Source organism: Bordetella trematum (assembly GCF_900078335.1).
GTDB lineage: Bacteria > Pseudomonadota > Gammaproteobacteria > Burkholderiales > Burkholderiaceae_B > Bordetella > Bordetella trematum.
On the sequence record NZ_FKBR01000011.1, the window covers coordinates 209510 to 231287 of the forward strand.

General features: G+C 65.0%; 16 protein-coding genes. 10 read left to right on the forward strand and 6 right to left on the reverse strand.

From position 1 onward, the window contains the following. Positions 1-11: 11 nt before the first annotated feature. The gene (locus tag A7V84_RS05125; RefSeq protein ID WP_025515054.1) at positions 12-2582 is read right to left on the reverse strand and encodes a cation:proton antiporter; all 2571 of its coding nucleotides are present in this window, start codon (positions 2580-2582) and stop codon (positions 12-14) included. A 185-nt stretch (positions 2583-2767) separates the two neighbouring features. Here A7V84_RS05125 and A7V84_RS05130 point away from each other — a divergent pair, with 185 nt between their 5' ends. Next, positions 2768-3571 carry a metallophosphoesterase gene (locus A7V84_RS05130; protein WP_115638836.1) on the forward strand — a complete coding sequence of 268 codons (804 nt, stop codon included), beginning with the start codon at positions 2768-2770 and terminating at the stop codon, positions 3569-3571. 285 nt (positions 3572-3856) lie between these two features. Here A7V84_RS05130 and rpoH read toward each other — a convergent pair whose 3' ends face one another. The 5 genes from rpoH to A7V84_RS05155 form a co-directional block, all read right to left on the reverse strand. Beyond that, a complete protein-coding gene (gene rpoH / locus A7V84_RS05135) occupies positions 3857-4741 on the reverse strand; it encodes an RNA polymerase sigma factor RpoH (protein ID WP_063491654.1) in 885 nt (294 codons plus the stop codon). 143 nt (positions 4742-4884) lie between these two features. After that, positions 4885-5361: a DUF302 domain-containing protein gene (locus tag A7V84_RS05140; RefSeq protein ID WP_051348236.1), complete on the reverse strand. Its 477-nt coding sequence runs from the start codon at positions 5359-5361 to the stop codon at positions 4885-4887. Between the two features lie 111 nt (positions 5362-5472). After that, on the reverse strand, positions 5473-6162 hold the full coding sequence (locus A7V84_RS05145) for a hypothetical protein (RefSeq protein WP_033534350.1): 690 nt from the start codon (positions 6160-6162) through the stop codon (positions 5473-5475). Positions 6163-6228: 66 nt separating this feature from the next. Next, positions 6229-7068 (reverse strand): S-formylglutathione hydrolase, encoded by an 840-nt coding sequence (fghA, locus tag A7V84_RS05150; protein WP_025515049.1) that lies wholly within the window; start codon positions 7066-7068, stop codon positions 6229-6231. After that, positions 7068-8174 carry an S-(hydroxymethyl)glutathione dehydrogenase/class III alcohol dehydrogenase gene (locus tag A7V84_RS05155; protein ID WP_025515048.1) on the reverse strand — a complete coding sequence of 369 codons (1107 nt, stop codon included), beginning with the start codon at positions 8172-8174 and terminating at the stop codon, positions 7068-7070. The genes fghA and A7V84_RS05155 overlap by 1 nt, the downstream gene beginning before the upstream one ends. A 175-nt stretch (positions 8175-8349) precedes the next feature. On the opposite strand from A7V84_RS05155, the gene A7V84_RS05160 reads away from it, so the two are divergent. The 9 genes from A7V84_RS05160 (at position 8350) to capB (ending at position 21768) form a co-directional block, all read left to right on the forward strand. Then, a complete protein-coding gene (locus A7V84_RS05160; RefSeq protein ID WP_025515047.1) occupies positions 8350-9093 on the forward strand; it encodes a hypothetical protein in 744 nt (247 codons plus the stop codon). A gap of 324 nt (positions 9094-9417) precedes the next feature. After that, a complete protein-coding gene (locus tag A7V84_RS05165; protein ID WP_063491655.1) occupies positions 9418-14151 on the forward strand; it encodes a glutamate synthase-related protein in 4734 nt (1577 codons plus the stop codon). Positions 14152-14159: 8 nt separating this feature from the next. Then, complete coding sequence (locus A7V84_RS05170; protein WP_063491656.1) at positions 14160-15629, forward strand: glutamate synthase subunit beta; 1470 nt, start codon at positions 14160-14162, stop codon at positions 15627-15629. A gap of 176 nt (positions 15630-15805) precedes the next feature. Further along, complete coding sequence (locus A7V84_RS05175; RefSeq protein WP_063491657.1) at positions 15806-16471, forward strand: hypothetical protein; 666 nt, start codon at positions 15806-15808, stop codon at positions 16469-16471. A gap of 36 nt (positions 16472-16507) precedes the next feature. Then, on the forward strand, positions 16508-17335 hold the full coding sequence (locus A7V84_RS05180; protein ID WP_063491658.1) for an exonuclease/endonuclease/phosphatase family protein: 828 nt from the start codon (positions 16508-16510) through the stop codon (positions 17333-17335). Positions 17336-17365: 30 nt separating this feature from the next. After that, positions 17366-18355 carry an RICIN domain-containing protein gene (locus tag A7V84_RS05185; protein WP_063939974.1) on the forward strand — a complete coding sequence of 330 codons (990 nt, stop codon included), beginning with the start codon at positions 17366-17368 and terminating at the stop codon, positions 18353-18355. A 69-nt stretch (positions 18356-18424) separates the two neighbouring features. Beyond that, the gene (locus tag A7V84_RS05190) at positions 18425-18979 is read left to right on the forward strand and encodes an RICIN domain-containing protein (RefSeq protein ID WP_157988195.1); all 555 of its coding nucleotides are present in this window, start codon (positions 18425-18427) and stop codon (positions 18977-18979) included. A gap of 49 nt (positions 18980-19028) precedes the next feature. After that, a complete protein-coding gene (locus A7V84_RS05195) occupies positions 19029-19871 on the forward strand; it encodes a cytolethal distending toxin subunit B family protein (RefSeq protein ID WP_063491661.1) in 843 nt (280 codons plus the stop codon). A gap of 130 nt (positions 19872-20001) precedes the next feature. After that, a complete protein-coding gene (capB, locus tag A7V84_RS05200; protein WP_063491662.1) occupies positions 20002-21768 on the forward strand; it encodes a caprolactamase subunit beta in 1767 nt (588 codons plus the stop codon). The last annotated feature ends 10 nt before the right edge of the window (positions 21769-21778 follow it).

Below are 21778 nucleotides of genomic sequence, written 5' to 3' on the forward strand. Positions count from 1 at the left end.
AACAGGCGCGCTCAGGCCTCGGGCTGCGGCGCGACCGGCGGCGGCGTGGCGGGCACGGGCGCCGGCCCCCCGGGCGGATGTACCTGGCCGGTCGTCGAGAACTGCCGCCACACCTCGATGGCCCGCAGACGTTGCTTGACCACCTTGTCCAGCCGCTCGCGCAGATCCGGATCGCGCGCCAGCAGCGCACGCAGGTCCCGCGCCGACAGCATCAGGAGCTTGCTGTAGCCCAGCGAACGCACATCGGCGTTGATGTGCTCATCGCCCAGCAACGCCAGTTCGCCGAAGAATTCGCCGCTGCCCAGTTCGGCCATGGTGCCATCGGGCAAGTGGACCTCCACCGCCCCCGATGCCACGAAGCACATTTCCTGGCCATGCCGGCCGTGCGCCAGGATGCGTTGCTTGGGCAGCGCCAGCCTGGGGCGCAGCAGCTTGCAGATGGCGCGCAGCGAGTCTGCGCTCAGGCCCTCGAAGATCGGCACCCGCTTGATCAGTTCGGCCGCGCTCAGTTCGATGTCCAGCGGCGGGCGCTGATCGATGTGTTCCCAGCGTGTCTGCAACTGGCCCATGAGGTCGGCATACACCTCGCCGCTGATGAGCGACTGCTCCAGCATGGTGTGGTAACGGATACGCTCCAGCTCGCGCGCCACCCGGCCCAGATAGTTTTCCTGCAGCCACAGAGCGTAGCTGGGATACTGCAGATTCAGCGCCTGCAAAGCGTTGTCGATCAGGTCCAGGCGGCGCTGATGGGCGGCCACGATGCGCAAGGCCGCATCCTCGCCCAGCAACGGCGTGATCTGCTCGCGGGCGAACTGGATGAGCCGCTGCGCTACCGAGCGCTTGGATTGCAGATTGGCGAAACGCTGGCCCAGTTCGCGCCCCAGCCAGCCCTGAAAGCCGAACACATAATGCATGCGCAACGCCAGCCGGAAGGCCTGCGAATAACGCACGTCGCTCACGATGGCGGCCTCGAATCCCTGCTCGCCACCGGTACGCACCGCGTCACCCAGGCGCTCGGCGCGCGCCAGCAGGCCTTCGGCCATGCGCCAGTCGACGATCTGGGCCTTGAGGATATCGAAGAACATTTCCTCTTCGCGCCGCGCCACGATGGCCAGCCCCACGGCCGTGCGCTGCTCCAGGCTCATGCGCGAGACCTGGCTGTCGTGCACCGCGGTCATGCTGGCATCGAACACCGCCCGGATGTGGGCGCGCGCCTCGGGCGCGATGTGATCCTCGCTGGCGATTTCATCGGTCTTGCCCTGCAGATCTTCCAGCACCACCGACAAGGCCTGATTGCGGATGGTGCGTTCGACCGGCGAAAGCTGATTCAGGCCCAGCATGCGGATGAGCGGCCGCAGGCTGATGCCATTGATGAACAAGGTGGCCAGCACGAAACCGGTGGTGGCCACCGCCACGAACTGGCGCGCCTCGGCCGGCACCGAGGTCTGCTCGGTCACGGCCAGCGCCAGGGCCAGCGACACCGCGCCGCGCAGTCCGCCCCAGAGCATCACCGTCTTGTAGGGGTTGCTGACCTCGGCGCCGATCTTGAAAACCCGCAGCAAGGGCAACAGCCCGAAAACCACGATGGCACGCGCCACCAGCGTGGCCACGAATACCACACCCACCAGCAGCAGCTCGACCCAATCGGCCTGCGCCATGAGTTTGGGGATCAGCATGGCGGCGAACAGGAAGATGAGCGAATTGGCCCAGAACCCGAACTGCCCCCAGAAATTGGACAGGTACTCAAAGGTGGTCGGCGACATCCGGGTACGCCCGGCGGATCCCACCACCAGCCCGGCCACCACGGTGGCCACCACGCCCGAGACCCCCAGATAGTGCTCGGAAATGAAGAAAGACAGATAGGCCAGCGTCAACGTCAGGGTGATCTCGGCCGCCGGAAACCCCCGCAGCCAGGCAAACAACGCGCAGGCCGCGCGCCCCATCAGCCACCCCGCGAGCCCGCCGCCCAGGAAGTGGAAGATGAAATCATTGAAGACCGCCAGCGTCGAGATTTCGCCCGAGCCGCCCAGAGCGGCCAGCAGCACCGAGTACAGCGCGATCGAAGCGGCGTCATTGAACAGGCTTTCGCCTTCGACCAGCGTGGTCAGGCGCTTGGGTGCGCCGACCTCGCGGAAAATGCCGACCACGGCGGCCGGGTCAGTGGTCGCCACGATCGCGCCCAGCAGCAAGCACACCAGCAGGCTGTATGACGACACCGCACTCACGGCCACCCCCACCACCAGGGTGCACACGACGACGGCCACGATGGCCATCATCAGGATGGGGCCGATGTCGTTCATCAGGCGTCGCACATTCATCGACAGCGCGGTCTCGAACAAGAGCACCGGTAAAAACACCATCAGAAAGGTCTCAGAAGAAATCTCGAAACGCTCGATGGTATCCAGCAGATCTCCCAACACCGGCGGCGCCCAGCCATGCAAGTGGAAGCCAATACCCAGCAAACAACCGACAATGGCCAGCAGCACGGAATAAGGCAGGCCCAGGCGGCCAGCCAGGGGCGGCATGAAACAGACCAGGGTCAGAAGCCCGGCCAGGCCGAAAACAATGAATCCGATATCCATGCGAAAGCGCGCCAGCGCAGGAAGAGAAGCACAAAGAATAGCGTTTTTTCTCTGATTTACTTCTATGTTTCCCACAGTTAGTTACGCCTGTGTCTGCAATCTCCTTCGATATCAAGACCGATATTGGCTATGGTGTGATCTTTCCATCCCCCGTGGAGCCGCCTTTGTTCCCGACCGCTTCCCACATGGCCCGACGTGATCAGCCTGCCCTGCTGCTTCAGCTGACCGACCCGCATCTCATGGCCGACCCACAGGCCCGGTTGCGCGACGTCTGCACCGACGCCAGCCTGCAGGCCGTGCTCGCGCTCATCCGCCAGCAGGAAGCCCGGCCCGACCTGATGCTGCTGACCGGCGACCTCTCGCAGGATGGCAGCGTGGCGTCCTATCAGCGGCTGCGCGCCCTGCTGGGCGAGGCGGACTACCCGGTGCGCTGCCTGCCCGGCAACCATGACGATGCGGCTGTGCTGCGCCAGACACTGGCCGGCTGGGTCAGCCCGGTATTCGACCTGCCCGGCTGGCGGGTCGTGATGCTGGACTCCACCGTGGCCGGCGAAGACCTCGGCCACGTCAGCGCCGGGCAGCTCGACATGCTGGACGAAGCCTTGCGCGGCGCCGGATCGCGCCACGTGCTGGTGGCGCTGCACCACAATCTGGCGCGGGTCGATGGCAACTGGCATGACCCGATGATGGTGACCAACGCCGCCGAGGTCTTTGCCCGCCTGCGCGCGCACCCGCTCGCCCGCGTGGCGCTGTGGGGCCACATTCACCAGGAATTCGATTGCCGGCACTACCATCTGCGGCTGCTTGGCACGCCTTCGACCTGCTTTCAATTCCGGCTGGAAAACGGCCGCCACGCGATCGATCCGGCCACCCCCGGCTATCGCTGGATCAAGCTCTATGCGGATGGCTCGATCGCCACCGGCGTGCGTCGCCTGGCCGACTGGGCCCGCCTGCAACCCGGCGCCGTGCCGGCGCTGGACGTCGCGTAACGGCCAGGCCGGCCGGCACGCAGGCAAAAAAAAAGGGCACCCATATGCGTGGGGGCCCTTTGAAGCGTCCGTCCCATAGGGGAGGGGAAAGAGGAGAAGCCGGAACGGACGTCAAGACTGCAGGCTCGGGAAGCCAAACGCTGCGGTCTATGTAAGTTAGTCAGTGCCGGCGCGCAGAAGTTTCGGGATATCCCACTTTCAGCGCAATTAGTTTGTATCTATTTGAATCTCTGGCCTGGGCGGGCGCCTGCTCACCGGGCAGGGCGCCTGCGTCCCGGGCTCGCGTCAGGCCGACAGGGCGCTGCGCATCTTTTTCAGCGCCGCCGCCTCGATCTGGCGGATGCGCTCGGCCGACACGCCGAACTCGGCGGCCAGTTCATGCAGGGTGCTGCCGCCGTCGTCTTGCAGCCAACGGGCTTCGACGATGCGGCGCGAACGGGGATCGAGGCCCTGGATGGCATCGGTCAGGCCCTCGCTTTGCAGGGTTTCACGTGCTTTGCGTTCAAGCACACGGGTGGGTTCTTCCCGGCACTCGTCGGACAGATAGGCGATCGGCGCATAGCCGTCATCGTCATCGTCCTGGTTCTCCAGCGACAGGTCGCGTCCGGACATCCGGACTTCCATTTCGCTGACGTCTTCGGTGCGCACATTGAGTTCGCGGGCGATGTGGTCCACCTGTTCGGTGTCCAGGGTCTGCCCGTCCGGACGCATGCTGCGCAGATTGAAAAACAGCTTGCGCTGGGCCTTGGTGGTCGCCACCTTGACCAGACGCCAGTTGCGGATGATGTACTCGTGGATCTCGGCCTTGATCCAATGCACGGCGAACGACACCAGGCGCACACCACGCTCCGGGTCAAATCGCTTGACGGCTTTCATGAGACCGACGTTGCCTTCCTGGATCAGGTCGGCATGCGGCAGGCCATAGCCCAGGTACTGGCGCGCCACGGAAACCACCAGCCGCAGGTGCGACAGCACCATTTCGCGAGCGGCTTCCAGATCGCCTTCATCGCGCAAACGGCGCGCCAACGTGGATTCCTGCTCGGGCGACAGCATCGGCAGGCGGTTGACCGTCGAGATGTAGGCGTCGATCGTGCCCAGCGCACCCGGATTGGCAACCGCCAGGGCCAGGGTGTTGCCCGAAGGGATCAACGAAGAGCTGGCAGGATTCATAGTTGCGGCCTCCATGGGACGAGGGGAAACAGGTATCAGGTTGATGTTAGCACTCCGGTTGGTTGAGTGCTAATTCGACTCTTGCCTTGCAGCAGAGTTCCCCGGAATCCCGGGCGACCGCAACTAATTTGTCCCCAATTATTTCAGGGCTGCGCCACCCGCTTGCCCACCAGCTCGATGGCCGGGGCCAGACGGTTGCTCAGGTCATGCGGCAGCGCCAGGTTGCCGACCGGGTGCATCAGCACCTCCACCCGCCCGTCGCGCTCGCGCACCAGGGCGCGCAGGGGCAGGTCCAGCGCCACATCGGGAGCCGCCAGCATCAGGGGCGTGCCGACCTTGGGGTTGCCGAAGATCAGCACCGTGGTGGGCGGCATCTTCAGGCCGACCTGGGCGGCCGCAGCCGCGTGATCGACCTCGCCGAAGATCGTCATGCCCTGCGCCGTCAGGCCCTGGCGCAGCGAGGCCACGGTATCGTCGAAATTGCGGGCGCTGTTGAACTTGACCAGGGCCTCGTGGGCCTGGGCCAGCCCGGCACCCAGGGCCAGAGTGAGGGCGGCCGCGGCCAGGCCCAGGCGGGTCACGGTTTTACGAACAGGCAGGGAGGGGGTCGAGACAGGCATGGAACAACTCCGGTAGAAGCAAACCACGGGAAAGGGATGCGAACCCAGAGGGTAGGAAAACAGCCGCGTCCTGCCTCGCTGCGGGTCGCCAAAGTAGACCAATCCCGCCGGCTACCAGCCCAGCCGTCTCAACGCCTGGGTCGTGGCCGGATCGGCAGGGCGGATGAAAAGCGCGCCACGCGGATCGAACATCACTTCGTAGCGGGCGCCGTCAATCAAGGGCATGTAGGCGGCGCTGCCGAAAGTGACATCCACGAAGGGCAGCCAATCGGGAAACCAGCGCTTGACCGCGCCGATATCCGGCGCCGGCCAGTCGTCCATGGCGTGCACGGAGCGCAGATCGCGCTGTTCACGCTGGACATCCTGATAGCGGCCGGACAAGCGCTCCAGGCGGTAGAGCGGCGGCGCGCCGGCAGCCAGGGCCGGCAGTCGCCAGCGCACCACCTTGGCATCGATCTGCCACTGGTCCCCGTACAGGGTATAGGTGCGTTCCGGCTGCCCCTCGCTGTCGGCCGTCAGCACGAATTGGTCCGGGCCTTGCTGACGCACCTGCACGGTGGCCACGGGAAGATCGCTGGTCAGCCGGTGGAACTGCACCAGCGACAGCGTCAGCAGTCCGCTGACGCAGGCCAGCGCCGCCAGCAGCAGGCCACAGAGGCGGCGCAACGGACGCAGGCGGAAGGTCTTGCGCCCGGCTTCATTGCGCGGCCCGCCGCGTCCCAGCAACATGGCCAGCCCAAGCAGCAGGGCCACCAGGGCCGCCAGGGCGATCCACACAAAAGGCGTCAGCAAGTCGGTCAAGGCGCGGGCTCCGTCGGGTCAGGGGGCAAGGCTGCGCCCAGTATAGGGCCGCCTTGCCCGTCTGCCTTAACGTAAACGCTCGGCGTGAAACCGGATGTGATCCGCCATGAAGGTGGAGATGAAGTAATAGCCGTGGTCGTAACCTTCGTGACGCCGCAGGGTCAGGGGCTGACCGGCTTCGCCGCAGGCCTGCTCGAAGGCTTCCGGGTGCAGTTGCTCGGCCAGGAATTGGTCTGACAATCCCTGGTCGATCAGGATGCCCGCCGGATACGGCTGCTTCGCCTGGCGCATCAGTTCGCTGGCGTCATGGGCGGCCCAGGCGCTGCGATCCTGGCCCAGATAGCCCGTGAAGGCTTTCTCGCCCCAGGGGCAGCGCAGCGGCGCGGCAATCGGCGCAAAGGCCGAGACGCTGGCCCAGCGGCCCGGGTGGCGCAATGCCAGGGTCAGCGCGCCATGCCCGCCCATCGAGTGCCCGAAAATGCCCGCACGCCGGGCATCGCCCGGCAGCGCCGTGGTCGCCAGTTCGAACAGTTCGCGGGCCACGTAACTTTCCATGCGGTAATGCTGGCGAAAGCCTTCGGTCTGCGCGTCCAGGTAGAAACCCGCCCCCACGCCGAAATCCCAATGTTCGCTTTCGCCCGGCGCACCGGCGCCGCGCGGGCTGGTGTCGCAGCTCACCAGCATCAGCCCATGCTCGGCGGCCAGGCGCTGGGCGCCGGCCTTGATCATGAAGGTTTCCTCGGTGCAGGTCAGGCCGGCCAGGTAGAACAGCACCGGCACCCGTTCCCGCCCGGCCTGCTCGGGCAAGAAAACAGAAAACCGCATCGGCAGGCCGATCTCGCGCGAGTCATGGCGGTAGAACCGCTGCGACCCGCCGAAAGCGCGATGTTGGGACAGGAGTTCCATCAGTACAGCACCACCGAACGGATCGACTCGCCCCGCTTCATCAGGTCAAAGCCTTCGTTGATGCGTTCCAGCGGCAGCGTGTGGGTGATCAGGTCATCGATGTTGATCTTGCCCTCCATGTACCAGTCAACGATCTTGGGCACGTCGGTGCGCCCGCGCGCGCCGCCGAAGGCCGAGCCCTTCCATTCGCGCCCGGTCACCAGCTGGAACGGGCGGGTGCTGATCTCGGCGCCGGCCTCGGCTACGCCAATGATGATCGACTGGCCCCAGCCCTTGTGGCAGCACTCCAGCGCCTGGCGCATCACCTTGGTGTTGCCGATGCACTCGAACGAATAGTCGGCGCCGCCGTCGGTCAGCTGGATGATGTGGTCGACCACATCCTCGACCTCATTCGGATTGACGAAATGCGTCATGCCGAACTTGCGCGCCATCGCCTCGCGTTCCGGGTTCAGGTCAACGCCGATGATCTTGTCGGCGCCCACCATGCGTGCGCCCTGGATCACGTTCAGGCCAATGCCGCCCAGGCCGAACACCACCACGTTGGCCCCGGCCTCGACCTTGGCGGTATAGACCACCGCGCCGATGCCAGTGGTCACGCCGCAGCCGATGTAGCAGATCTTGTCAAAGGGCGCGTCCTCGCGCACCTTCGCCACGGCGATCTCCGGCACCACGATGTGATTGGCGAAGGTCGAGGTCCCCATGTAGTGGAAAATGGGCTTGCCATCGATCGAGAAACGCGAGCTGCCATCGGGCATCAGGCCCTTGCCCTGGGTGCTGCGGATCGCCTGGCACAGGTTGGTTTTGCGCGACAGGCAGAACTTGCACTGGCGGCACTCGGGCGTATAGAGCGGAATGACGTGGTCGCCCTTGCGCAGCGACGTCACGCCCGGGCCGACATCGACCACCACACCCGCGCCCTCGTGGCCCAGGATGGCCGGGAAGATCCCTTCGGGATCGGCGCCCGACAACGTGTAGTAATCCGTATGGCAGATCCCGGTAGCCTTGACCTCGATCAACACTTCGCCGGCGCGCGGGCCTTCCAGGTCAACGTCTTCGATCGTCAGCGGGGCGCCGGCCTTCCAGGCGATAGCGGCTTTGGTCTTCATCTCTCGGGCTCCTAGGGAAATCTGCTGCTACAGGAAAACAGTCGCTGATGTTAACCTGCCCTATCAGAAGTGTCCGCCGGGGTGAAATCGCGGGCTTGACCGCAGGCGACGGTGGCACTATTTATATGGCATGTGACTCCCAACCCGTGCCAGCGCCACCGCGAGACTTGACACTATGGCCCGTCTGCCCCGCCTGTATGCCCCAGGGCTGCCCCAATTGGTGCAGGCCAATTTTGTCCAGACGCTGGCATCGCCATCACAGCCGGCCCCCTCGGACATCCTCAATCAGCTGGCCACCTGGCTGGGTGAATCCGCGCAACGCCACAAAGTATCCATCCACGGCTGGATGCTGGCCAACGATCGCATCCTGCTGCTGGCCACCCCCGCCGACGAAGAAGGCCTGCCCCGGCTGATGCAGACCCTGGGCCGCAACCTGGCCGCCAGGCTGCGTGGCGGGCGCGTCTTCGCCGGGCGCTACCGCTCGGCGCTGCTGGAGCCCGGCGCCTGGGTGCTGCCCTCGCTGATCTGGCTGGAAACCCACCCCGTGCGCAACGGCGCCTCCCTGGATGCCGACACCTGGCCGTGGTCATCCGCCGCCAGCCACACCGGCAACACCCAGCTCCCGGCCGCCCAGTGGCAGTCCGATCACGCCGACTACTGGGCTTGCGGCAACACCCCTTTCGACCGGCAGGCCAACTACCGCCGCAAGCTGCTGGAAGGGCTCTCGCGCGACCAGACCCAGCGCATCGAACAGGCCGTCTCGGGCCAGTGGGCCCTGGGCAGCGCGGAATTCATCGCCAGCCTGGCCCATACCGCCAGCCGTCGTGTCGCCCCCGGCCAACGCGGACGGCCGCGTAAAAAACCCCTGCCGCCCGCCGACGGCGGCACGCCGCCTGCGACGCCATCCAGCGGCTTCTGAGCCTCTCCTGCCATCCCGGGCCCGGTCTTCGCCGGGCCTTTTGTTTGCCCGGACACCGGAAATTTCGCACAGATGCACCACATTTTAATGGTGACACATCATGGCATTTTTCCCGCCTCCAGACCGGCTCCACGGAAGCATGAAAAACCGCGCGATTTCAAAACACTGATTTTCCTGGATTTTTTCAGTGTCACTATTTTTTATCCAAGAGAATCACTCAACATATATATAGGGACATATAGAAACATTTTTGTTGCACGCACTCGGTCTGAGCAGTAATGTCTATTTGCACTGCAACATTCTGGACGCAGGCCGGAGCGAGTTATGTCCCACACCCCCCCCAAAGCCCCCTGTCCCCCCGCGGTGGCCATCGATGCCCGGCGCATCGGCCTGCCTGCCGCACAGGGCCTGTACACCCCGCAGAACGAACATGACGCCTGTGGCGTGGGCTTCGTGGCCCACATCAAGGGCCGCAAAAGCCACGCCATCATCCTGCAGGGTTTGAAGATCCTCGAAAACCTGGATCACCGGGGTGCCGTAGGGGCTGACAAACTCATGGGCGACGGGGCCGGCATCCTGATCCAGATCCCGGATGCGCTGTACCGCGACGAAATGGCCCAGCAAGGGGTGACCCTGCCCGCGCCGGGCGAGTACGGCGTGGCCATGGTGTTCCTGCCCAAGGAAACCGCCTCGCGCCTGGCCTGTGAACAGGAGCTGGAGCGTTCGGTACGCGCCGAAGGCCAGATCGTGCTGGGCTGGCGCGACGTGCCGGTCGACCGCGACATCCCGATGTCGCCCGCCGTGCAGGATTGCGAGCCGGTCATCCGCCAGCTCTTCATCGGACGCGGACCCGACGTGATGGTGCCCGACGCCCTGGAACGCAAGCTCTACGTCATCCGCAAGACCGCCAGCCATGCCATCCAGAACATGCGCCTGGCACATGGCAAGGAGTATTTCGTCCCCTCGGCCTCGGTGCGCACCGTGGTCTACAAAGGGCTGCTGCTGGCCGATCAGGTCGGCCGCTACTACCGCGATCTGGCCGACCCGCGCACGGTCTCGGCGCTCGCGCTGGTGCACCAGCGTTTCTCGACCAACACCTTCCCGGCCTGGCCGCTGGCCCACCCCTATCGCATGATCGCGCACAACGGCGAGATCAACACCGTCAAGGGCAACTTCAACTGGCTGCGCGCGCGCGAAGGCATGATGCAGTCGGCCGTGCTGGGCGAGGACCTGAAGAAGCTCTATCCGATCGTCTATGAAGGCCAGTCGGACACGGCAACTTTCGACAACTGCCTCGAACTCCTGGTCAATTCCGGCTATTCCCTGGCTCACGCCATGATGATGATGATCCCCGAAGCCTGGGAACAGCATTCCCAGATGGATCAGAGCCGGCGCGCCTTCTACGAGTACCACGCCGCCATGATGGAGCCCTGGGATGGGCCGGCGGCAGTGGCGTTCACCGATGGACGCCAGATCGGCGCCACCCTGGACCGCAACGGCCTGCGTCCGGCGCGCTATCTCATCACCGACGACGATATGGTGCTGCTGGCCTCCGAGGCCGGCACCTTGGCCATCCCGGAGAGCCGCATCGTCAAGAAGTGGCGCCTGCAGCCGGGCAAGATGTTCCTGATCGACCTGGAGCAGGGCCGCATCATCGACGACAGCGAAATCAAGTCGCAGCTGGCCAACCACCGGCCCTACCGGCAATGGATCGAACGCCTGCAGATCAAGCTGGAGTCGCTGCCCGCGCCGCGCTCGACCTCGCCGGCCGTGCAGACCTCCGTGCCGCTGCTGGACCGCCAGCAGGCCTTCGGCTGGACCCAGGAAGACTTCAAGTTCATCCTCGAACCCATGGCTGCGACTGGCGAGGAAGTCATCGGCTCGATGGGCAATGACGCCCCGCTGGCCGTCCTGTCCAGCCGCGCCAAGCCCTTCTTCAACTACTTCCGCCAGCTGTTTGCACAGGTGACCAACCCGCCGATCGATCCGATCCGCGAACAGATGGTCATGTCACTGGTGTCCTTCATCGGGCCCAAACCCAACCTGCTGGACATCAACAACGTCAACCCGCCGCTGCGCCTGGAGGTCTCCCAGCCGGTGCTGGATTTCGCCGCCATGGCACAGATCCGCGACATCGACCAGGTCACCAGCAAGAAATTCCGCAGCTATGAACTGGACATCACCTATCCGGCCGCCTGGGGCCCGGAAGGCATCGAAGCCCGGGTGGCGGCGCTGTGCGCGCGCGCCGTGGATGCGGTGCAAAGCGGCTACAACATCCTGATCGTCTCGGACCGGCTGGTCGACGCCGAACGCGTGGCCATCCCGGCCCTGCTGGCAACCTCGGCGGTGCACCAGCACCTGATCCGCGCCGGGTTGCGCACCAACACCGGCCTGGTGGTCGAAACCGGTTCGGCGCGCGAAGTGCACCATTTCGCGCTGCTGGGCGGCTACGGCGCCGAAGCCATCCACCCTTATCTGGCGCTGGAGTCGCTGGGCCGCATGCGCGACCCCGAGAAGGCCGTCAAGAACTACATCAAGGCAATCGACAAGGGCTTGAACAAGGTCATGTCCAAGATGGGCATCTCCACTTTCATGTCCTACTGCGGGGCGCAGATCTTCGAAGCCGTGGGCCTGCAGCGCGAGCTGGTGGACAAGTACTTCACCGGCACGGCCTCCAACATCGAAGGCATCGGCATCTTCCAGGTCGCCGAGGAAGCGCTGCGCATGCACCGCGCGGCCTTCGGCGCCGACCCGGTGCTCGAGAACGCGCTGGATGCGGGCGGCGAATACGCCTTCCGTATCCGCGGCGAAGAGCACATGTGGACGCCCGACTCCATCGCCAAGCTGCAGCATGCGACCCGCGCCAACAACTACCGCACCTACAAGGAATACGCGCAGATCATCAATGACCAGAGCCGGCGCCACATGACGTTGCGCGGCCTGTTCGAGTTCCGCGTCGACCCGGGCCGCGCCATCGCCCTCGAAGAGGTCGAACCGGCCAAGGATATCGTGCGCCGTTTCGCCACCGGCGCCATGTCGCTGGGTTCGATCTCCACCGAGGCCCACTCGGTGCTGGCCGTGGCCATGAACCGTATCGGCGGCAAGTCCAACACCGGCGAAGGCGGCGAAGACGAACTGCGCTACCGCGCCGAAATGCGCAAAGGCAAGAGCGGCATCAAGGAAGGCGACACGCTGGCCTCGGTGCTGGGCGCCGAGCGTATCGAAGCCGACGTGCAACTGCAAAAGGGCGACTCGCTGCGCTCGCGCATCAAACAAGTGGCTTCGGGACGCTTTGGCGTATCGGCCGAATACCTGTCCAGCGCCGACCAGATCCAGATCAAGATGGCGCAGGGCGCCAAGCCAGGCGAGGGAGGGCAGTTGCCGGGCCACAAGGTCTCCGAGTACATCGCCAAGCTGCGTTACTCGGTGCCGGGGGTGGGCCTGATTTCTCCGCCCCCGCACCATGACATCTATTCGATCGAAGATCTGGCCCAGCTCATCCACGACCTGAAGAACGTCAACGCGCGCGCCTCCATCTCGGTCAAGCTGGTCTCGGAAGTCGGCATCGGCACGGTGGCCACCGGCGTGGCCAAGGCCAAGGCCGACCATGTGGTGGTGGCCGGCCATGACGGCGGCACCGGCGCCTCGCCGGTGTCCTCCATCAAGCATGCCGGCACCCCCTGGGAACTGGGCCTGGCCGAAACCCAGCAGACCCTGGTGCTCAACCAGCTGCGCAGCCGCATCCGCGTGCAGGCCGACGGCCAGATGAAGACCGGTCGCGACGTGATCATCGGTGCGCTGCTCGGCGCCGATGAGTTCGGTTTCGCCACCGCGCCGCTGGTGGTCGAAGGCTGCATCATGATGCGAAAGTGCCACCTGAACACCTGCCCGGTAGGCGTGGCCACGCAGGATCCCGAGCTACGCAAGAAATTCCAGGGCAAGCCCGAACACGTGGTGAACTACTTCTTCTTCGTAGCCGAGGAAGTGCGCGAGATCATGGCGCAACTGGGCATCCGCCGCTTCGACGAACTGATCGGGCGCACCGACCTGCTGGACATGCGTGCCGGCATCGACCACTGGAAGGCCCACGGCCTGGACTTCCAGCGCGTGTTCCACCGCATTCCCGGCGATCATCTGCTGCGCCACACCGAAACCCAGGATCACGGCCTGTCGGGCGCACTCGACCATCAATTGATCGAACGCGCCCGGCCGGCCATAGAGCGCGGCGAGAAGGTGTCCTTCATCGTGCCGGTGCGCAACCGCAACCGCACCATCGGCGCCATGCTCTCGGGCGCGGTGGCGCAGCGCTATGGCCATGAAGGCTTGCCGGACGACACCATCCACATCCAGTGCAACGGCACGGCCGGCCAGAGCTTTGCCGCCTTCCTGGCGCATGGCATCACCATGGATCTGGTGGGCGAGGCCAATGACTACGTCGGCAAGGGCCTGTCCGGCGGACGCATCATCGTGCGCTCGCCGAACGACTTCCGTGGCTTCGGTCCGGATCACATCATCGCCGGCAACACGGTGCTTTACGGTGCGCTGGCGGGCGAGGCCTTCTTCAACGGCGTGGCCGGCGAACGTTTCGCGGTGCGCAACTCGGGCGCGGCAACCGTGGTCGAAGGCACCGGCGACCACGGGTGCGAATACATGACAGGCGGCACCGTGGTGGTGCTGGGGTCGACCGGCCGCAATTTCGCGGCCGGCATGTCCGGCGGCGTGGCCTACGTCTGGGATCCCGAGCAGACCCTGGCGCAGCGCTGCAACACCGCCATGGTGGAATTCGAACCGGTGCTGCCGCATGCCGAGCAGCACGAAGCCGGCGACATCCAGGCCTGGCACAGCGCTCAGCGCGGCGGCCCGCGCGAAACCGACGAAACCATTCTGCGACGTCTGGTGGAAGAACACTTCCGTTATACCGGCAGCTTCCGCGCGCGGGAAATCCTGGGCGACTGGGACAACGCGCGCGGCAAGTTCGTCAAAGTCATGCCGACGGAATACCGCCGGGCTCTGGGTGAATTGTGGCGCGCCGCCAACCCGCAACAACTGGCCGCCTGAGGACTGACATGGGAAAGATCACCGGTTTCATGGAGTACCAACGCCTGCAAGAGGCGTGCGAAGCTCCCCAGAAGCGCCTGAAGACCTGGCGCGAGTTCGTGCTGCACCTGGACGACGACCAGGCCAGGCAACAGGCCGCGCGCTGCATGGACTGCGGCATCCCGTTCTGCAGCAGCGGCTGCCCGGTCAACAACATCATCCCCGACTGGAATGACCTGGTCTATCGCCAGCAATGGCGCGCGGCGCTGGACGTGCTGCACTCGACCAACAATTTCCCCGAGTTCACCGGCCGCATCTGCCCGGCGCCGTGCGAGGCTGCCTGTACGCTGAACATCAACAGCGATGCGGTCGGCATCAAGTCGATCGAGCACGCCATCATCGACAAGGGCTGGGAAGAAGGCTGGGTCACGCCCAGGCTGGCGTTGCGCAAGACCGGCAAGCGGGTCGCCGTGGTCGGCTCCGGGCCGGCCGGGCTGGCCTGCGCCCAGCAACTGGCGCGCGCCGGCCACGCCGTGACCGTGTTCGAGAAAAGCGACCGCATCGGCGGGCTGCTGCGCTACGGCATTCCCGACTTCAAACTGGAGAAGGCCCAGATCGACCGACGCATCGTGCAGATGGAAGCCGAAGGCGTGGAGTTCGCGCCCTCGACCTTCGTGGGCAACGCCGGCGACCCGGCCGCCGACGGCCTGAGCGTACGCAGCCCGGCTTCGCTCATCGAGGAGTTCGATGCCGTGGTCATGGCCGGCGGCGCGGAGACACCGCGTGACCTGCCGGTCCCCGGGCGCGAGCTGCAGGGCGTGCACTTCGCCATGGACTTCCTGCGTCAGCAGAACAAGGCCGTGGCCGGCGACCGCCTGGCCGGCCAGACGCTCGCCAAGGGCAAGCATGTGGTGGTCATCGGCGGCGGCGACACCGGCTCGGATTGCGTGGGCACCAGCAACCGCCACGGGGCGCTGTCGGTCACACAGTTCGAGGTCATGCCACGCCCGCCCGAGGAAGAAGACAAGCCCATGGTGTGGCCGTACTGGCCGTTGCGCCTGCGTACTTCGTCTTCGCACGAAGAAGGCTGCCAACGCGAATGGTCGGTGGCCACCAAGGCCTTTGCCGGCGAGGACGGCCAGGTGCGCAAGCTCATCGGCGTGCGCGTCGAGTGGGCCAAGGATCCGGCCACCGGACAGCCGAAGATGCGCGAAATCGAAGGCTCGGAATTCGAGATCCAGGCCGACCTGGTGCTGCTGGCGATGGGATTCACCTCGCCGGCCCAGAACGTGCTGGAAGCCTTCGGCGTGGACCTCGACGCCCGCGGCAACGCGCGCGCCAACACCGAGGACTACCGTACCAGCGTCGCCAAGGTGTTTGCCGCCGGCGACATGCGGCGCGGCCAATCGCTGGTGGTCTGGGCCATTCGCGAAGGTCGTCAATGCGCGCAATCGGTCGACGCTTTTCTGATGGGAAGCTCAGACTTGCCGCGCAACTGATACCTGCCACTCACCGTTCAAGACCGCCCGGCGTGCAACGCGCCGGGCTTTTTTTTTGCGGCTCTCTCGCCGGTTTTATTGGGTCTGAATTTCCGTGCTGCGGCACCGTAACGCGACATATCAGTTAGATATGTCGCTCACGCGCTGTCCAAGGCGTTGTCCACAGAGGAAATTTCATGCGCCGATCCAACCCCGCGCCCCGCACACCCGCCCCTCGATCGGCCCGATCGCGGCGTCTCTCATGGATAGGCATCGGCCTGGCGCTGGGTGGTCCCATCTGGGGCCAGGCTTTCGCCCAGAACACACCCTCAACAGGCATCCATCCCGTCAGCCTGCCACTGTCTTTCATCAATGTCGCCACCCGGGCCGCGCTCGGCTATGACAAGCCGCTGAAATATCTGCCGGCGTACCACGCGCTACGGGCCATGCCGCTGAGCAACATCACACAGGAGGACAGCCCGACGTTCACCTGGGAGTTTGCCAATGCCAGCGCCCCCAACACATCGCTGATCGCCAGCTCGCCATCACAGGCTGCTTGCCTGTCACATATCAAGGACGTCGTGCCGCTCGCGCACTTTCCGTGCAACCCGGGCGATCCCGGCAACTACATGCACGTCAAGCCTTATTACGACGGCTCCACCGTGACGATCTCGCCGGCCGACAACCCCGACCTCTGCCTGGCACCCGACACCCCGCTTGCACCCGGGGCAACCCAATACCAGGTCGATTGGGAATACTGCATCCCCGCTGGCGAAGCCTCGCCGCGACCCACGTCGCTTTGGGTCGTGGCGCCGGTGTTGAACAACAACGCCAAACCCCTCCTGATCGACCCTGTTGAATGACCCGCTCGTCAATCGTCCCGCCTTCGGAGTCTCACGATGAACCGTCACGTCTACGCGCTCGGCCTGTTCTGCGCCGCATGGCTCGGCGCCCCGGCCCACGCCGACATCAACGCATACACCGTCACGACCTGGAATATGCAGGCCGATGATCAAAACACCGGTGTGAAATGGCCGTTTTACGGCACCTACCTGATGCTTCCCCCCGGCGGGGCCGACATACTGCTGGTCCAAAACGCAGGCGACCTGCTGCGCAACACCACACCGACCAGGCGACTGATCCCCAAACTGGGCAAAACCAGCTTCACGGAATCGCGCTGGAATATTCCGGCCGTTTCAAAAAACCCGCTGTGGCTATACAAGGCCGACGTGAACGCGGCCAACCTGCAAGGCAACCTGAGCATCGTGAGCCTGAAACGTGCCGATACAGTGATCACCTTGCCAGGGGTCACCCCGGAATCCAGCCCCATCTTTGGCATCCTTCTGGAGAACACCGCTTTTTTCAACGTACTGGCCAGGCGCGACGGCAAGGATGCGGCCTCCATCGTCAACCGCATCTACTCCTACTTCTTGCATGAAGCCCCCGTCTGGCAGCAACGCGCGGACTGGTGGATAGGCGGCACCTTCGACCTGGCCCCGGCCGAACTCTCACGCCAGCTCGACCTGGACCCCACGCTGCGCTCGCTCGTCAAAATCGTTCACCCCGATAACTCCACCACGCTCTCCGACCGGGAGTCGGATTACCTCATTGTGGGCAACGCCCGCAGCATCCCGCCGGAAGTCACCTCGGTTCCCTCGGTACTGGTCAACCGGATGCGCGGTCAGCAGGGCTCCAACCACATGCCCGTGGGCTTGCTGCGCCAGTAGTTTCGCCCCTCGCCCCCTTGGAGAAGCACCATGAAGAAGACGACTTCCGCTTATGTTGTGCAAATGGGCGTGGCGCTGGCGCTTGGCCTGAGCGCGGCCGGTCATGCAACGCCTCTGCCCCCTTTCCCGCCTCTCATGCTGTTCAACATGCAGACGGGCTACATCCTGCAAGATCCGGCGCTGCCTCCCGGCTCGCTGGCAACGCTTTATCTGACATCCTCCAAATCCTTGCTCGATTGGGTGGGGTTGCAAGACATCGATCGCACCAACACCTGCCTGTCGCTGTACGACCGCAGAACCGCCGAAGCAGCGGTCTCTTTCGCCTCTTGCACCGCAGCCTTTGCCGAGCCCACGCTGCGGCTCATCGCGCTCGACAATGGCGCATTCGCCATCAAGTCCACCAACGCATTCAGCGGATGCCTGGAAGTGCAAGACGGCCGTGCGCAGGTAGGGGCCGATTGCACCGGCATGGTGACGGTGCCGCGCAGCATGCAATGGGCCTTGTTGCCACCGCATTTCCCTGACCCGCGCCAGCCGGCTTTCGATTCGGCCGACCCACCGGTTTCGCTCTACAACATGTTCCTGGGCAAGCGGCTGATCAAAAGTGAACGCGTGCCGCAGGACACGGGGCAATTTGTGATTGAGTACCAGCCCGATTCGATGATCAAGCTGCGCTATCTCGCCAGCCAGCAATGCCTGGTAGCGTCAACCCAGACGCCTGCGACCCCCGTGCTGGCAAGCTGCGACGACAATCCGCGCGCCCTCTTTACCTTGATCCCCGCCAGCAATGGCGCAGTGCAATTGCGCAATGCCAGCACCGGGCTGTGCGCCATGGCGGGCGGCGCGCTGTACATCATGGGTCAATGCGCCAACCAGGACGGTCAGATCATCCGGCCGCAAGCGCTCTGGGCCCTGCTCACCGCCACCTTTCCACCCATCGTCACCGGCGACACCGTTCGCATGCCACGCGCCACCGGCCCTGCCGAAGCAAGCGCCGACGCGCGCATCATGAATCAGTAATGGTTGGCCAGCGGCCAACTGCCGCTGGCCCCCGAATCATGCGCCATCCCCAGGAGAACCGCCATGCCATTGACCCATGCCGCCCACCGGCCACGACGCGACGCGGGCAACCGCTATTTCTGCGCTGCTCTGCTGCTATCCGTATGGCACATCGCCGCCGCACAAAACGCGCTCTATGGCAGCGGCCCCCAAGCCTTCATCAGCTACGAATTTGATTACGCCTTGGCCGTGGAGGGCGAACAGCCGCTGATGAAGCTCATCCCCTCGCTCACCACCGAGAGCGCCATGCAGACCGCCAACTGGTCGCTGAACAACATTGCGAACAACGTCTGGCAGTTTGTAAACAGCGCCACCGGGCAATGCCTGGCCGTCGAACGACGCGGAACACTGACCGTCAACAACTGCAATGCGCAGCAGACCAACCAACAGTTCGAACTCGTCGCTGGCAGCGGAACGACGCAATTCAAGATACGGGCCCGCAGCACCGGCGAATGCCTGTATTCCGATGCGCCGAAGGTCACGCCCAAAATCTGCAGTCTGCGTCCCGAAATCACCCTGCTCTGGACCGCCATTCCCATGCTGACCACACAAGCCAAAGCACGCGTGTCGCCGCCCCCGCGCTGAAACCTCCCCGCCCGTCTTGAAAGCCCCTTTCCGCCGTAGGAACCGCCTTATGAGAATTTTCCTGTACGCCCGCCTTGTCGGGCTGTTGATTCTTAGCTCGCTTTGCTTATCTCCGCTGCGGGCGGACACGCTGGACGACTTCACCGTCGCCACCTGGAATATGCAAGGGTCCTCGGCCTCATCCGAATTGAAGTGGGATACCCACGTGCGTACCTTGATTTCCGGCACCGGTCGGATCGGCGTGCTGCTGCTGCAGGAGGCTGGCCTGCCGCCGCGTTCGGCCCGGATGACCTCCCGGGTCATCCACAGCCCCGGCATTCCCATCGACGAGTACGAATGGGATCTGGGCACCAGCACACGTCCCAACCCCCTGTGGATCTACCATTCGCGTGTGGACGTCGGTGCCAATCGCGTCAACCTCGCCATCGTCACGCAACGCCGCGCCGACGACGTCATCGTATTGCGTCCGCCGACCTATATTTCCCGTCCCATCATCGGGGTGAGTTTTAACGGCGCGGCATTTTTCACCACGCATGCGCTGGCCAATGGCGGCAGCGACGCTCTGGCCGTCGTGCGCCGCGTTTTCGATTATTTCGCCAGCCAGCCGCCACCCATACGGTCGACCCAATGGCTGATCGGCGGGGACTTCAACCGCTCCCCGGATAGCCTGCAACAGGCCATCAGCCCCATTCCAATTCTGCGCACTCGCGTGGGCATCGTCAGCCAGAATTCACCGACCCAGCGCTCGGGCGGGATTCTGGACTACTTCCTGGTGGGTTCGGTCGACCGACTGCCCTTGATCACCTCGCTCGCCTCCTTGCTGTATTCCCGCCTGCTCGGACAATTGGCTTCGGATCATTACCCTGTCGGTTTGCTGCGCCGCTCCAACTGACCGCCTGCGAGACAGGTCCGAAATGCCCTGCGGATCAAATTTTCTTGCGCGCTGGTACAAGCCAGCGCGCACCAGCCTGGATAACGTTGCAGCCTCGACCGTTTCAACGGCGCTGATTCAAGGGGACACCATGTCTGCATCCGCCTCCACTCCCACGGTAGATCCCATCACCCTGGCCGTCGTTCGCGGGGCGCTCGAAACCGCGCAGCGCGAAATGACCCTCACCCTGGAGAAAACCGGCCGCTCCAGCGTCTTCAACCTCGCGCACGACTACAGCAACGCCCTGTTCGACCACCTGCCCGAAATGATTCTGCAGGGGCAGGACATCCCCATCCACCTGGGGTCGCTCATCCCCGCCATGAAAGCCGTGGCCGAATACTTCGGCGACGACATCCACGAAGGCGACATCATCTATCACAACGACCCGGTGTACCAGGGCAGCCACATCCTGGATTGCTGCATGTACAAGCCGGTGTTCCATGACGGCGAGCTGGTGTTCTGGACGGTCTGCAAGGGCCATCTCACCGACATCGGCGGGCCGGTGCCGGCCGGCTACAACCCCGATGCGCGCGAGCTCTACGCCGAGGGCCTGCGCATCCCGCCCGTCAAACTGTGGGACCGCGGCCAACGGCGCGAAGACGTCATCAACCTGCTGCTGTGCAACATGCGTGCGCGGCGCGACCAGGAAGGCGACCTGAACGCCCAGTACGGCGCCTGCCGGGTCGGGGAGCGCCATCTGATGAGCCTGCTCGCACGCTACGGCCTGGCCACCGTGCAGGCCGCGATCGCCGAACTCAAGAACATGGCCGATCGCCACATGCGCTCGCTGATCGCCTCGATCCCCGACGGCACCTACCACGGCCGCGCCTGTCTCGAAGACGCCGGCCACGGCTATGGCGACCTGACCATTTCCGCCGCCATCGACATCCGCGGCGACAGCGCCCACATCCGCATCGACAGCCCACCGCAGGTGCCGTACTTCATCAACTCCTACGCAGGCAACTCGCTGTCGGGCATCTACCTGGGTCTGATGATGTTCGCCCAGGTGCCGCCGCCCTACAACGCCGGGCTGTATCGCTGCATCACGGTGGACCTCGGCCCGCAAGGCACGCTGTGCAACGCGCGCGAGCCCGCCCCCCACGTGAACTGCACCACCACGCCGATGGAAACGCTCACCGATGCGGTGCGCCAGGCCTTCGAGGTCGCCGCTCCCGAGCGCGTCACCGCCTCCTGGGGGCACGCCAGCGGCGTGAACATCGCCGGCGTCGATCCGCGCACCGGCGAGCAATACGTCACGATGGTGCTCGCGTCCATCATCTCGGGCGCCGGGGCCACCCGGCAGATGGACGGCTGGCATGCCTGCGGGCCGCTGTGCTGCTTCGGCGCGCTCAGCTCGGGCGACGTCGAACTGCTCGAACACGCCTATCCCATCATCATCCACCGCTACGGCCTGCAACAGGACAGCGGCGGCGCCGGCCAGCAGCGCGGCGGCAGCGGCACGGTCTGGGAAGTCGAGCCCATCGGCCACGACATGACCGTAATCGCGTTCGGCGAGGGCAGGCAGATCCCCACCGGCGGCGCCGCCGGCGCCTACAACGTGCTCACCGAGCGCAAGCTGGGCCGGCTGGAACACCACCACGCTGACGGCACCACGACCGTACATCGCAAGAACACCATCCTGAACGTGGGCCCGGGCGAGCGCGCGCGCAACATCAATCCTGGCGGCGGCGGCTATGGCGACCCCTGCAGCCGCGACCCCGGGCAGGTCGCCCTCGACGTGCGCAACGGCCTGGTATCTCACGAAGCGGCCCAGGCCGAGTACGGCGTCGCCCTCGACAGCCATGGCCAGCCCGACCTGGCCGCCACCCGCGCGCTGCGCACCCGTGACCCCCGCTAAGGAGACCCAC